The organism is Pseudomonas sp. GV085, from assembly GCF_003050925.1.
Classification (GTDB): domain Bacteria; phylum Pseudomonadota; class Gammaproteobacteria; order Pseudomonadales; family Pseudomonadaceae; genus Aquipseudomonas.
This window is the reverse complement of sequence record NZ_QAOV01000004.1, coordinates 359,216-373,005: the sequence shown is the minus strand read 5'-3', so window position 1 is coordinate 373,005 and position 13,790 is coordinate 359,216. Positions and strand designations below refer to the sequence as shown.

The following is a 13,790-nucleotide window of genomic DNA, read 5'->3' as shown; positions in this document are numbered from 1 at the left end:
TAAATGACGACTATTTTCGATCCGATCAAACTGGGCGACCTCGAGTTGGCCAACCGCATCATCATGGCGCCACTGACCCGCTGCCGCGCCGACGAAGGTCGCGTACCCAACGCGCTGATGGCCGAGTACTACGTACAGCGCGCTTCGGCAGGCCTGATCCTCAGCGAGGCCACCTCGGTGACGCCGATGGGCGTCGGCTACCCGGACACCCCGGGCATCTGGTCCAATGATCAGGTGCGTGGCTGGTCCAACGTGACCAAGGCGATCCATGGCGCGGGCGGCAAGATCTTCCTGCAACTGTGGCACGTGGGTCGCATTTCCCACGGTTTGTACCTGAACGATGAAGCCCCGGTCGCCCCGAGTGCCATCCAGCCCAAAGGCCACGTCAGCCTCGTTCGTCCGTTGGCCGACTTCCCGGTGCCGCGCGCCCTGGAAACCGCTGAAATCGCCGATATCGTCGACGCTTACCGTGTCGGCGCCGAGAACGCCAAGGCGGCCGGCTTCGACGGTGTGGAAATCCATGCCGCCAACGGTTACCTGCTCGACCAGTTCCTGCAAAGCAGCACCAACCAGCGCACCGACAACTACGGCGGCGCCCTGGAAAACCGTGCTCGCCTGCTACTGGAAGTGACTGACGCGGCGATCGAAATCTGGGGTGCCGGCCGTGTGGGCGTACACCTGTCGCCACGCGCCGACCTGCATGACATGGGCGACGACAACCTGGCCGAAACCTTCACCTACGTCGCTCGCGAACTGGGCAAGCGTGGCATCGCCTTCATCTGCTCGCGGGAGAAAGAAGGTGCCGACAGCCTCGGCCCTCAACTCAAGGAAGCCTTCGGCGGCCCTTACATTGCCAACGAGCGTTTCACCAAGGACAGCGCCAACGCGTTGCTCGCCAGTGGCAAGGCCGATGCAGTCGCCTTCGGCGTACCTTTCATTGCCAACCCTGACCTGCCAGCGCGTTTGCAGGCTGACGCGCCGCTGAACGACGCGCGCCCGGAACTGTTCTACGCCAAGGGCCCGGCCGGTTACATCGACTACCCGACGCTGTAATCAGCAACCGTTGAAACGCAAAAGCCCCGACTTGAAAGAGCCGGGGCTTTTTGTTATCTGGACGGTTAACACTATCCACACTGTAGGAGCGAGCTTGCTCGCGATGGTCGTTAACGATAACGCGTGGTTACTGGTTAAACGCGACGCTATCGAGTCCATCGCGAGCAAGCTCGCTCCTACAGGGGCAATAGGTGGCCTTCTCACAGACTCGACACAAAATTCCTACAAATTACTGAGCTTGCTACCTGTCCACCTGCCGAGTGTAAGTATATAAAAGCACCCCATTGTCGGAGGGCGCGTGAAGAACTGTTCATCTTCGGTTTCAATGGTTGACACACAAGGCGCCAATTACGCATTTTGCTTTATTTACGCAGGCTGGGGCTGAAGCGCAACAGATCCAGCCCGGTGTCGACCCAACGCTCGGCTTCGGCGTGCAATTGAAAACTGTCCGGGGCCAGCAACCACTGGTACAGGATGCCATCAATAAAAGCGTGCAAGCTGATGGCGGCGCGGGCGGTGTCGAGGTTTTCCGGCAACTGGCCGCGATTCACCGCATTACTCAGGGCCAGGCCGATCCGCACATTGCATTCGAGGCTGGCTGACACCCGTTGTTGGCGCAGGTCGCACATTTCATCGGTGAATTCACACTTATGAAAAAGAATCTCATTGATGCGGCGGGTTTTCGGGTCCAGCGCAATTTGATGAAACAAATGAATCAACAGTTTGCGCATGCAGCCCAGGGGATCGAGTTCGTCTTCGCTCTCGCTGGCCTTGGCCATTTCTTCCAGCGGCTCATGCAAGGTGTCGAGCATGGCCTGCACCAGGTCCGCCTTGTTGCTGAAGTGCCAGTAAATGGCCCCTCGAGTGACACCGGCCAGGGTCGCGATGTCCGCCAGGGTCGTGCGCGCCACGCCTCGCTCGAAAAAGGCCTTTTCGGCCGCCTCGAGAATTTGTGCGCGGGTTTCCTGAGCTTCCTCTTTGGTACGACGGACCATGGCAGTACAACCTCAATCGGGGTGCTTCAGCGATGTCTGAATATCAGCTGAATAAAAAGTGGGGCGAACGTTCTGGGGGGGCGTCCCCAGCCTGCATTTCCAACCGTTCAACGGCTTGTGTAACGACGTTGATACGCAGCCTGGGTATTTACAAACAGCCATGTACGTAAGTATATTCATTAGCAAGCTACTTATCCACTCGGTAACCATTTTTCAACCTTCCACCTTTCTAGTGCGCTCCTTGCGCGCCTGACCCGAGGATTTTCATGCAATTCAAGCCAGCTGTTACCGCTCTGGTCGCCGCCGTCGCCCTGGCATCGCTGCTCAGCGGATGCAAAAAGGAAGAGGCAGCACCGGCCGCCCCACCGCCTCAGGTCGGCGTCGTGACTCTGCAACCGCAAGCTTTCACCCTGACGTCCGATCTGCCTGGTCGGACCAGTGCGTACCGCATTGCCGAAGTCCGTCCTCAGGTCAACGGCATCATTCTCAAGCGCTTGTTCAAGGAGGGTAGCGACGTCAAGGCCGGCCAGCAGCTCTATCAGATCGATCCGTCAATCTATGAAGCCACGCTCGCCAGCGCCGAAGCCAACCTGCGTTCGACCAAATCGATTTCCGACCGCTACAAGCAACTGGTCGACGAACAAGCGGTAAGCCGTCAGGAATACGACACCGCCTTGGCCAACCGCCTGCAATCGGAAGCCGCACTGCAAACTGCCCAGATCAATGTGCGCTACACCAAGGTCAATGCCCCGCTGACCGGCCGCATCGGCCGCTCCTCGGTGACCGAAGGCGCACTGGTGAGCAATGCTCAGGTCGATGCGATGGCGGTGATTCAGCAAATCGACCCGATCTACGTCGACGTGACGCAGTCCTCGGTCGAGCTGTTGCAACTGCGCCGTGAGCTGGAAAGCGGTCGCCTGCAAAAGGCTGGCGATAACGCAGCCTCGGTCAAGCTGACCCTCGAAGACGGCAGCGAGTACAAGCTGGATGGCAAGCTGGAGTTCTCCGAAATCTCGGTTGACCAGACCACCGGCTCCGTCACCCTGCGCGCGATTTTCCCGAACCCTGATCACACCCTTCTGCCAGGCATGTTCGTGCACGCCAAATTGCTGACCGGAGTGAACAGCGCGGCGATCCTGGCCCCGCAGCAAGGCGTGACTCGTGACCTCAAAGGCACCCCGACCGCTCTGGTCGTCGGCCCGGACAACAAGGTCGAACTGCGTCAACTCAAGGCCAACCGCACTGTCGGTAACCAATGGCTGATCGAAGATGGCCTGAAGGCCGGCGATCGCCTGATTACCGAAGGTCTGCAATTCGTCAAACCTGGCATCGAAGTCAAGACCAGTGAAGCGACCAACGTAGCCGTAAGGAACCCGGCCCCCGCCCAGGTAGCTGATAAAGCCTCCGGCGGCGAAGGGGAGTAAACCATGTCGAAATTTTTTATCGACCGTCCGATTTTCGCCTGGGTAATTGCCTTGGTGATCATGTTGGTCGGGGCACTATCGATCCTCAGACTGCCGATCAACCAGTACCCGAGCATTGCGCCTCCAGCGATCGCCATCTCCGTGGCCTACCCGGGTGCTTCGGCGCAAACGGTACAGGACACCGTGGTTCAGGTGATCGAGCAACAGCTCAACGGTATCGACCACCTGCGTTATGTCTCGTCGGAAAGTAACTCCGACGGCACCATGACCATTACCGCGACCTTCGAGCAAGGCACCAACTCCGATACCGCGCAGGTTCAGGTCCAGAACAAGCTGAACCTGGCCACCCCACTGCTGCCGCAAGAAGTGCAACAGCAGGGTATCCGCGTCACCAAGGCGGTGAAGAACTTCCTGTTGGTGATCGGCGTGGTGTCGCGTGACGGCAGCATGACCAAGGACGACCTGTCCAACTACATCGTGTCGAACATGCAGGACCCGATCTCGCGGACCGCCGGTGTCGGCGACTTCCAGGTGTTCGGTTCCCAGTACGCCATGCGTATCTGGCTCGACCCGGCCAAGTTGAACAACTACAACCTGACGCCGATCGACGTCAGAACCGCCATCGCTGCGCAAAACGTCCAGGTGTCGTCCGGCCAGCTCGGCGGCCTGCCGGCCCTGCCCGGCACCCAGTTGAACGCGACGATCATCGGCAAGACCCGCCTGCAGACCGCGGAGCAATTCGACAAGATCCTGCTCAAGGTCAACAAGGACGGTTCCCAGGTTCGCTTGAAAGATGTTGCCGAAGTCGGTCTGGGGGGTGAGAACTACAGCATCAACGCCCAGTTCAACGGCGCCCCGGCTTCCGGTCTGGCGGTGAAACTGGCCACCGGTGCCAACGCTCTGGATACCGCCAAAGCCCTGCGCACGACCATCGACAGCCTCAAACCGTTCTTCCCGCAAGGGATGGAAGTGGTGTTCCCGTATGACACCACGCCGGTAGTAACGGAATCGATCAAGGGCGTGGTTCACACCCTGGTCGAAGCGGTCGCCCTGGTGTTCCTGGTGATGTTCCTGTTCCTGCAGAACTTCCGTGCCACCATCATCACCACGATGACCGTGCCGGTGGTATTGCTCGGTACGTTCGGGATCCTCGCGGCAGCCGGTTTCAGCATCAACACCCTGACCATGTTCGGTATGGTGCTGGCCATCGGCTTGCTGGTGGACGACGCCATCGTCGTGGTGGAAAACGTCGAACGGGTGATGAGCGAAGAAGGCCTGTCACCCAAGGAAGCCACCAAGAAATCCATGGGCCAGATCCAGGGCGCACTGGTCGGTATCGCCCTGGTGCTGTCGGCGGTGCTGCTGCCAATGGCGTTCTTCAGCGGTTCCACCGGTGTGATCTACAAGCAGTTCTCGATCACCATCGTCTCGGCCATGGCCCTGTCGGTTCTGGTTGCGCTGATCTTCACCCCGGCGCTTTGCGCGACCATGCTCAAGCCGATCCGCAAAGGCGAGCACGGCGTACCGAAGCGCGGTTTCTTTGGCTGGTTCAACCGCAACTTCGACCGCGGCGTACGCAGCTACGAGCGTGGCGTGGGCAACATGCTTGCGCAAAAGGCCCCGTACCTGCTGGCCTACCTGATCATCGTCGTCGGCATGATCTGGCTGTTCACCCGTATTCCAACGGCGTTCCTGCCTGAAGAGGACCAGGGTGTCCTGTTCGCCCAGGTGCAAACCCCGGCCGGTTCGACATCCCAGCGTACCCAGGTGGTCGTGGACGAAATGCGTGAATTCCTGCTGCGTCCGGGCAAGGATGGCGGCGAAGGCGATGCGGTGAACTCGGTGTTTACCGTGACCGGCTTCAACTTCGCCGGCCGTGGCCAGAGTTCGGGCATGGCGTTCATCATGCTCAGACCGTGGGATGAGCGTAACGCCGACAACAACGTGTTCAAGGTGGCGGCCCGTGCCCAGCAGCACTTCTTCACCTTCCGCGATGCCATGGTGTTCGCCTTCGCGCCACCGGCGGTACTGGAACTGGGTAACGCCACCGGTTTCGACGTGTTCCTGCAGGACCGCGCCGGTATCGGCCACGAAAAACTGATGGCCGCGCGTAACCAGTTCCTCGGTATGGCCGCACAAAGCAAGATTCTGGCTCAGGTGCGACCGAACGGCCTGAACGACGAACCGCAATACCAGCTGGAAATCGATGACGAGAAGGCCAGTGCCCTGGGCATTACCATCGCCGACATCAACAACACCCTGTCGATTGCCTTGGGCAGTAGCTACGTCAACGACTTCATCGACCGTGGTCGGGTGAAAAAGGTGTACGTGCAAGGCCAGCCAGGCGCTCGAATGGGCCCTGAAGACCTGCAGAAGTGGTACGTGCGCAATCGCGTCGGCACCATGGTTCCGTTCTCGGCGTTCGCCAAGGGCGAGTGGATCTACGGCTCGCCGAAACTGGCCCGTTACAACGGCGTGGAAGCGATGGAAATCCTCGGTGCCCCGGCGCCAGGCTATTCCACCGGTGAAGCCATGGCCGAAGTCGAAGCCATTGCCAAGAAACTGCCGGCGGGTGTCGGTATTTCCTGGACCGGCCTGTCGTACGAAGAACGTCTGTCCGGTTCGCAAGCACCAGCGCTGTATGCCCTGTCGCTGCTGATGGTGTTCCTGTGCCTGGCGGCGTTGTATGAAAGCTGGTCGATTCCGATCGCGGTGATGTTGGTGGTGCCGCTGGGGATCATCGGTGCATTGATGGCCACCAGCCTGCGCGGTTTGTCCAACGACGTGTACTTCCAGGTAGGTCTGTTGACGACTATCGGTCTGGCGGCAAAAAACGCCATCCTGATTGTCGAATTTGCCAAGGAGCTGCACGAACAAGGGCGTAGCCTGCGCGATGCGGCAATCGAAGCCAGTCGCATGCGTCTGCGACCGATCATCATGACCTCGCTCGCCTTCGTTCTGGGTGTGGTACCACTGGCGATATCCACCGGCGCGGGCTCCGGTAGCCAGCATGCAATCGGCACCGGTGTGATTGGCGGTATGATCACGGCCACTGTGCTGGCGATTTTCTGGGTCCCGCTGTTCTTCGTCACCGTGTCGTCCATAGGCCAGCGTAAAATCGCCGACCAGGATGACGCCATTGAAACTCCTCAAGAGGCTGGCTAATGAGCAAGTCGCTACTCTCCCTGGCAGTCGCCGCCTTCGTGCTCGGTGGCTGCTCGCTGATACCTGATTATCAGCAGCCCGAAGCGCCGGTGGCGGGCCAATACCCGCAGGGCCCGGCGTACTCGCCGGCCCAGGCACCGGCGCAAGCGGCTGCCGAGCAAGGCTGGAAGCAGTTTTTCCATGATCCGGCGCTGCAACAGCTGATTCAGGTTGCCCTGGAAAACAACCGTGACCTGCGTGTCGCAGCCCTGAACATCGACGCGTTTGCGGCTCAATACCGCATCTCCCGTGCCGATCTGTTCCCGGCCGTCTCGGCCAACGGCACCGGCAGCCGTCAGCGCGTTCCGGCTGACGCTTCGCAGACCGGCCAGACCGGCATCGTCAGTTCCAACTCGGCCACGGTCGGGGTCAGCGCCTACGAACTCGACCTGTTCGGTCGGGTCCGCAGCCTGAACGAAGAAGCGTTGCAGAAGTACTTCGCCACTGAAGAAGGTCGCCGCAGCACGCAGATCAGCCTGGTGGCCAGTGTGGCCAACGCCTACCTGACCTGGCAGGCGGACAAGGAACTGTACAAGCTGACCCAGGACACCCTGGCCACCTTCGAGGAGAGCTATAAGCTCACCGCTCGCAGCAACGAAGTCGGGGTCGCCTCGGCCCTGGACCTGGCACAGTCGCGCACCTCGGTGGAAAACGCCCGGGCGCAACTGGCCAAGTACACCCGTCAGGTCGCCCAGGACGAGAACAGCCTGGTGCTGCTGCTCGGCACCGGTATCCCGGCCAACCTGCAAGCGGCCAAACCACTTGACGACGACCTGCTGAGCGACGTGCCGCCCGGCCTGCCGTCGGACTTGCTGCAACGTCGTCCGGACATCCTTCAGGCCGAGTACAACCTGAAGGCCGCCAACGCCAACATCGGCGCGGCGCGGGCTGCGTTCTTCCCGAGCATCAGCCTCACGGCCAATGCCGGCACCTTGAGCACGGACCTGTCAGGCCTGTTCAAGGGTGGTTCGGGCACCTGGCTGTTCCAGCCGCAGATCAATCTGCCGATCTTCAACGCCGGCAGCCTGCGCGCCAGTCTGGACTTATCGAAAATCCAGAAAGACATCGGCGTGGCGAACTACGAGAAGTCCATTCAAACGGCCTTCCAGGAAGTCGCCGACGGCCTGGCCGCGCGCCAGACCTATGTCCAGCAGTTGCAGGCACAGAAAGATTTCGTCAGTGCCAACCAGGTCTACTACCGCCTGGCCGAGCGTCGTTACCTCATCGGTGTCGACAGCAACCTGACCTTCCTCGATGCCCAGCGTCAGCTGTTCAGTGCGCAGCAGGTGTTGATCACCGATCGCCTGGCGCAGCTGGTCAGCCAGGTCAACCTGTACAAGGCCCTGGGTGGTGGCTGGAACGAACAGACGGCGAAGAACGAGCCGTTGAAAGAAGAAGCGCCGAAGATGAAGTACTTCTGATAGTGCTGTGAAAACACGAAGCCCACCGATTGGTGGGCTTTTTGTTGCCTAAAATCAAAAGATCGCAGCCTTCGGCAGCTCCTACGCGGAAATTCGCGTTCCCTTGTAGGAGCTGCCGAAGGCTGCGATCTTTTGCCGTTCGATAATCGCCCAAAACCCGATTTTTACGATTGAACCATCCAGTACATTCCACGCACCATCCGAACCACAAAACCAATAACAACAGGTTCGACACTATGCCCCCGCGCCTTGCCCTCTCCGGCTGATTCGCTTCGTTTGTACTGATTTCGAAAATTCGTCTGCAACCCCGGGTTGCGGCATCACCCCGCTTCATCCCCAAGAATTAGAGAGACCCGAGCTCATGACGCCTTCCACCGCGCAGTATTTCGTTCCCAGCCTGATTGCCATTGCCCTGGCCAGCGCGGCCCTGCCCGCCAGCGCCGAAGAGTCGGGCTTCGTCGATGGGGCCAAGGTCAACCTGAACCTGCGTAACTTCTACATCAACCGCAACTTCACCAACCCGACCAAGGCCCAGGGCAAGGCTGAAGAGTGGACGCAAAGTTTCATCCTCGACGCCAAATCCGGGTTCACCCAGGGCACCGTCGGGTTCGGCATGGATGTGCTCGGTTTGTATTCACTGAAGCTTGATGGCGGCAAAGGCACCGGCGGCACGCAACTGCTGCCGCTGGATCACGACGGTCGCCCGGCGGACAATTTCGGACGCACCAACGTGGCGTTCAAAGCCAAGCTGTCGCAGACCGAAGTGAAAGTCGGCGAGTGGATGCCGGTGCTGCCAATCCTGCGTTCGGACGACGGTCGCTCGCTGCCGCAAACCTTCCGCGGCGGGCAGATCACCTCGAAGGAAATCAATGGCCTGACGATCTACGGCGGCCAGTTCCGCCAGAACAGCCCGCGCGACGACAGCAGCATGAACGACATGTCGATGACCGGCAAAGCGGCGTTCACCTCTGACCGTTTCAACTTCGAGGGCGGCGAGTACCTGTTCAATGACAAGCGCACCCAGATCGGTCTGTGGAACGCCGAGCTCAAGGACATCTACAGCCAGCAATTCGTCAACTTGACCCACAGCCAACCGCTTGGCGACTGGACCCTGGGCGCCAACCTGGGTTTCTTCTACGGCAAGGATGACGGCAGCGCCCGGGCTGGCGAGCTGGACAACAAAACCCTGTACGGCTTGTTCTCGGCCAAGTACGGCGGCAACACGTTCTATGTCGGCCTGCAGAAACTCACTGGCGACAACGCCTGGATGCGGGTCAACGGCACCAGCGGCGGCACCCTGGCCAACGACAGCTACAACTCCAGCTACGACAATGCCCAGGAACGCTCCTGGCAGGTACGCCACGACTACAACTTCGTTGCCCTCGGCGTACCGGGCCTGACCCTGATGAACCGCTATATCAGCGGCGACAATGTGCACACCGGTAGCATCACCGATGGCAAGGAATGGGGGCGTGAAAGTGAACTGGGCTACACCGTGCAGAGCGGTGCACTGAAAGACCTGAACCTGAAATGGCGCAACTCGACCATGCGCCGGGATTACAGCAATAACGAGTTCGACGAGAACCGCTTGATCATCAGCTATCCGATCAGCTTGCTGTAAACCTCACCACCGCCATCGCGAGCAGGCTCGCGATGGCGTCAGCAAAGACACCGCAAATCGCCAGATCTACTCCCGCGACTCGATCCCCAACTCATCCCACACCGACTCGGCCAGGTGGAACGTCGCATTGGCCGCCGGGATCCCGCAGTAGATGGCGCTCTGCATGATCACTTCCTTGATCTCGCCACGGCTCACGCCGTTGTTGGCGGCAGCGCGCAGGTGCAGTTTCAATTCTTCGTTGCGATTCATACCGATCAACATGGCGATGGTGATCAGGCTGCGGGTATGGCGCGGCAGGCCCGGGCGGGTCCAGATGTCGCCCCAGGCGTGACGGGTGATCATCTCCTGAAACTCCGAGTTGAACTCGGTCAAGGCATTCAGGCTGCGGTCGACGTGGGCATCGCCCAAGACCGCGCGACGGACCTTCAGGCCCTCGTCATAACGTTGTTTCTCGTCCACGAAAACCCCCTCAATCAGCCGACAGAAACGCCAGCACACGCTCGCTGAACGCATTGCCTGCCTGGACGTTGGACAAGTGCGCCGCATAGAACTCGGCGTACTCGGCCCCGTGCACATGCTCCTGGATGAAATGCCCACCGGACGGTGGCGTCACCGCATCTTCACTTCCAGCGATCACCAATAGCGGCGCCTTGATCGAGGACAGTTGATCGCGGAAATCGGCATCGCGCACCGCTGCGCAATTGGCTGCATAGCCTTCGGGCGAAGTGGCCGCGAGCATGTCGGTGATTTGCTTGGCTGCTGCCGGGTTGGCGGCGGAGAAGTCCGGGGTGAACCAGCGGGCAATCGACGCATCGCGCAGGGCAACCATGGCCGCCTGACCATCACGCAGCACCATTTCGATACGCGGGTTCCACACCGACGGATCGCCGATTTTCGCCGCGGTGTTGCACACGATCAGCTTGTTCAGTCGCTCGCCGGCGTTGATACCCAGCCACTGGCCGATCAACCCGCCCATGGACAATCCACAGAAATGCGCGCGTTCGATGTGCAAGGCATCCAGCAGTGCAAGCACGTCGCGGCCCAGTTGCTCGATGCTGTATGGCCCCGGCGTCACCAATGACTGGCCATGGCCACGGGTGTCGAAACGCAACACGCGGAAATGCCCGGAGAACGCCGGGATTTGCGCGTCCCACATATGCAGGTCGGTGCCCAGGGAGTTGGACAGCACCAGTACCGGCGCATCGACCGGTCCATCGAGTTGGTAATGCAGTTCGCCCTCGGCGAGTTGTACAAAAGCCACAGCAGTCTCCTTCAGGCAGTCAATGCAGAATGTTCAGCCACCGCCCGCTCGACCCAGGTTTTGGCCTGACCGAGGTAATGGGCGGGGTCCAGCAGATGATCGAGTTCAGCCGCCGACAGCTCGACGGTCACTTGCGGTTCGTCGCCCAGGATCGCACGCAGGTGACGCTGTTCGGCCACCGCGCGCTTGCAGCATTGCTCCAGCAGATGATGCGCGGCATCGCGCCCTACCCGTTGCGCGAGGACGATGCTCACCGCTTCGGCAAGCACCAGGCCCTGGGTCAAATCGAGGTTGCGCGCCATGCGCTTGGCATCCACTTCCAGGTCGTCGGCGATCAACAACGCCTGCTGCAGGCTGCCCGACACCAGGCAGCAAATTTCCGGCAGGGTTTCCCACTCGGCATGCCACAGACCGAGGCTGCGTTCGTGTTCCTGGGGCATGGCGCTGAACAGCGTCGAGAGCAAACCGGGTACGCGAGTCGCCGCGCCGATCAGCACCGCCGCGCCCACCGGATTGCGCTTGTGCGGCATGGTCGAAGAACCGCCCTTGCCCGGCGCTGAAGGTTCGAACACTTCGCCAGCCTCGGTTTGCATCAGCAGGCTGATGTCGCGGCCGAGTTTGCCGAGACTGCCGGCGATCAGGCCGAGTGCGGCACCGAACTCCACCACGCGATCGCGCTGGGTATGCCACGGCTGATCGGGCAAGGTCAGTTGCAGTTCTTCGGCCAGCGCCTGGGCAATCGGCATGGCCTGCTCACCCAGGGCTGCAAGGGTTCCGGACGCGCCGCCGAATTGCAGCACCAGCAGGCGCGGCTTGAGTTCGGCCAAGCGTTGGCGACTGCGCGTCACCGCCCCCAGCCAACCGGCGATTTTCATGCCGAGGGTGACCGGCGTCGCATGCTGCAGCCAGGTGCGTCCGGCCAATGGCGTGGTCGCGTAGCGCTGGGCCTGGGACGCGAGCGTCTGCCCCAGTTGCGCCAGATGGTTTTCGATCAGTTCCAGTGCGCGGCGCAGTTGCAGCACCAGGCCGCTGTCCATCACGTCCTGACTGGTCGCGCCCAGATGCACATAGCGCTCGGCTTCGGCATCGGTGGCCGCGATCTGTTTGCCCAGTGCCTTGACCAACGGAATCGCCGAGTTACCCGCCGTGGCAATCGCCTCGCCCAACGCCGCGAAGTCATAAAGTCCGGCGCGGCAAGCCGCTTCAATTGGCGCGACAGCACTCGGCGGAATCAACCCGACCCGCGCTTCGGCCCGGGCCAGTGCCGCTTCGAAATCGAGCATGGCCTGGACCCGGCCCTGATCGCAGAACACCTCACGCATTTCGCGGGCAGTGAAATAGGCATCGAACAATTGATTGCCCGGTCGCTGGTTCATAAAAAATTCCTGGAGGCGCGGGCCTGCGGTCCGCGCGTGAAGATCAAAGATCGTGATGCAGATACTTCGCCTGTTTCGGCAGACGCAGGCTGAACAGGAACGCTATCGCCATCATCACCGTCACGTACCAGTAGAAGGAGTTTTCCATGCCCACGGCCTTGAGGCTCAAGGCCACGTATTCCGCCGAACCACCGAAGATCGCATTCGCCACCGCATACGCCAGGCCGACACCCAGCGCACGCACTTCCGGCGGGAACATCTCGGCTTTTACCAGACCGCTGATCGAGGTGTAGAAACTGACGATCGAGAGCGCCAGGGTAATCAGCACGAAGGCCAGAAACGGACTTGTCACGCTTTTCAGGCTCAACAGGATCGGCACGGTGAACAGCGTGCCGAGGGCGCCGAACCAGAGCATCGAGTTACGCCGGCCGATCTTGTCGGCGAGCATGCCGAAAATCGGCTGCATGCACATATAGAGGAACAGCGCGCCGGTCATGATGTAGCTGGCGGTCTTGGCCGGCATGCCGGCGGTATTCACCAGGTACTTCTGCATGTACGTGGTGAAAGTGTAGAAAATCAGCGAACCACCGGCGGTGTAACCCAGTACGGTGATGAACGCGGCTTTGTGGTCGCGAAATAGCGCGCCGATGCTGCCGGCGTCCTTGTTTTCGCGCATTTCCTTGCTGGAAGTTTCTTTAAGCGAACGACGCAAATACAGCGAAACCAACGCCGCCATGGCACCGACCACAAAGGGGATCCGCCAGCCGTAGGCACGCAGGTCGTCCTCGGTGAGGAACTGTTGCAGGATCACCACCAATGACACCGCGAGCAACTGGCCGCCAATCAGGGTCACGTACTGGAACGAGGCGAAGAAACCGCGCTGGCCCTTGAGCGCCACTTCGCTCATGTAAGTCGCGGTGGTGCCGTACTCACCGCCCACCGACAAGCCTTGCAGCAAACGGGCGAACAGCAGCAGGATCGGCGCCCAGACCCCGATACTGTTGTAGGTCGGCAAGCAGGCAATCAGCAAAGAGCCGAAGCACATCATCAGAATCGAGATCAGCATCGAGTTCTTGCGCCCGTGCTTGTCCGCCAAGCGCCCGAAAATCCAGCCACCAATCGGGCGCATCAGGAAGCCGGCGGCAAACACGCCTGCGGTGTTGACCAACTGCACCGTGGGGTTGTCGGACGGAAAAAAGGCCGGCGCGAAATAGATCGCACAGAAGGCATAGACATAGAAGTCGAACCATTCGACCAGGTTGCCGGACGAAGCACCGACAATGGCGAAGATCCGCTTGTTGCGTTCTTCGCCCGTATAAAGAGCTATAGGAGCCGTGGGTGTTGTCATTGTTTTTTCACTCTGTGGGGACAGTGAGAGTCTAGACACGCTTTGAAACAATCCCGTTCCGCAGATGCATCAGCGATACGCAACCCC

At 60.4% G+C, this 13,790-nt stretch carries 10 protein-coding genes; 5 read left to right on the top strand and 5 right to left on the bottom strand.

Features of this window, described 5'->3' with window-relative positions:
* Positions 1-3: 3 nt before the first annotated feature.
* Positions 4-1,053 carry an alkene reductase gene (locus C8K63_RS11245; protein WP_108216764.1) on the top strand — a complete coding sequence of 350 codons (1,050 nt, stop codon included), beginning with the start codon at positions 4-6 and terminating at the stop codon, positions 1,051-1,053.
* Between the two features lie 362 nt (positions 1,054-1,415).
* Here the strand turns inward: C8K63_RS11245 and emhR are convergent, their stop codons facing one another.
* Positions 1,416-2,048: an efflux system transcriptional repressor EmhR gene (emhR, locus tag C8K63_RS11235; RefSeq protein WP_108216762.1), complete on the bottom strand. Its 633-nt coding sequence runs from the start codon at positions 2,046-2,048 to the stop codon at positions 1,416-1,418.
* A 266-nt stretch (positions 2,049-2,314) separates the two neighbouring features.
* Between emhR and C8K63_RS11230 the strand changes: the two genes are divergently transcribed.
* The 4 genes from C8K63_RS11230 to C8K63_RS11215 all read left to right on the top strand — a co-directional run bounded on the left by C8K63_RS11230 (position 2,315) and on the right by C8K63_RS11215 (position 9,718).
* Complete coding sequence (locus C8K63_RS11230) at positions 2,315-3,472, top strand: efflux RND transporter periplasmic adaptor subunit (RefSeq protein WP_108216761.1); 1,158 nt, start codon at positions 2,315-2,317, stop codon at positions 3,470-3,472.
* 3 nt (positions 3,473-3,475) lie between these two features.
* Positions 3,476-6,637: an efflux RND transporter permease subunit EmhB gene (gene emhB / locus C8K63_RS11225; RefSeq protein ID WP_108216760.1), complete on the top strand. Its 3,162-nt coding sequence runs from the start codon at positions 3,476-3,478 to the stop codon at positions 6,635-6,637.
* Positions 6,637-8,097, top strand: a complete 1,461-nt coding sequence (gene emhC / locus C8K63_RS11220; RefSeq protein WP_108216759.1) for an efflux RND transporter outer membrane subunit EmhC — start codon at positions 6,637-6,639, stop codon at positions 8,095-8,097. The genes emhB and emhC overlap by 1 nt, the downstream gene beginning before the upstream one ends.
* A 361-nt stretch (positions 8,098-8,458) precedes the next feature.
* Positions 8,459-9,718: an OprD family porin gene (locus C8K63_RS11215; RefSeq protein ID WP_108216758.1), complete on the top strand. Its 1,260-nt coding sequence runs from the start codon at positions 8,459-8,461 to the stop codon at positions 9,716-9,718.
* A gap of 66 nt (positions 9,719-9,784) precedes the next feature.
* On the opposite strand, the gene pcaC is transcribed toward C8K63_RS11215, so the two are convergent.
* Genes pcaC through C8K63_RS11195 form a run of 4 tightly spaced genes read right to left on the bottom strand, consistent with a single transcriptional unit; the run spans position 9,785 to position 13,703 of the window.
* Positions 9,785-10,177, bottom strand: a complete 393-nt coding sequence (pcaC, locus tag C8K63_RS11210) for a 4-carboxymuconolactone decarboxylase (protein WP_108216757.1) — start codon at positions 10,175-10,177, stop codon at positions 9,785-9,787.
* 10 nt (positions 10,178-10,187) lie between these two features.
* The gene (gene pcaD, locus C8K63_RS11205) at positions 10,188-10,979 is read right to left on the bottom strand and encodes a 3-oxoadipate enol-lactonase (RefSeq protein WP_108216756.1); all 792 of its coding nucleotides are present in this window, start codon (positions 10,977-10,979) and stop codon (positions 10,188-10,190) included.
* A gap of 11 nt (positions 10,980-10,990) precedes the next feature.
* Complete coding sequence (locus C8K63_RS11200) at positions 10,991-12,355, bottom strand: 3-carboxy-cis,cis-muconate cycloisomerase (RefSeq protein WP_108216755.1); 1,365 nt, start codon at positions 12,353-12,355, stop codon at positions 10,991-10,993.
* Positions 12,356-12,398: 43 nt separating this feature from the next.
* On the bottom strand, positions 12,399-13,703 hold the full coding sequence (locus C8K63_RS11195; protein WP_108216754.1) for an MFS family transporter: 1,305 nt from the start codon (positions 13,701-13,703) through the stop codon (positions 12,399-12,401).
* Positions 13,704-13,790 lie beyond the last annotated feature (87 nt).

Excerpts from the sequence above, each read along its gene's own strand:
- C8K63_RS11245 (WP_108216764.1), top strand. The coding sequence starts at position 4 with ATGACGACTATTTTCGATCCGATCAAACTGGGCGACCTCGAGTTGGCC.
- emhB (WP_108216760.1), top strand. The coding sequence starts at position 3,476 with ATGTCGAAATTTTTTATCGACCGTCCGATTTTCGCCTGGGTAATTGCC.
- C8K63_RS11200 (WP_108216755.1), bottom strand. The coding sequence starts at position 12,355 with ATGAACCAGCGACCGGGCAATCAATTGTTCGATGCCTATTTCACTGCC.
- C8K63_RS11230 (WP_108216761.1), top strand. The coding sequence starts at position 2,315 with ATGCAATTCAAGCCAGCTGTTACCGCTCTGGTCGCCGCCGTCGCCCTG.
- emhC (WP_108216759.1), top strand. The coding sequence starts at position 6,637 with ATGAGCAAGTCGCTACTCTCCCTGGCAGTCGCCGCCTTCGTGCTCGGT.
- C8K63_RS11215 (WP_108216758.1), top strand. The coding sequence starts at position 8,459 with ATGACGCCTTCCACCGCGCAGTATTTCGTTCCCAGCCTGATTGCCATT.
- C8K63_RS11195 (WP_108216754.1), bottom strand. The coding sequence starts at position 13,703 with ATGACAACACCCACGGCTCCTATAGCTCTTTATACGGGCGAAGAACGC.
- emhR (WP_108216762.1), bottom strand. The coding sequence starts at position 2,048 with ATGGTCCGTCGTACCAAAGAGGAAGCTCAGGAAACCCGCGCACAAATT.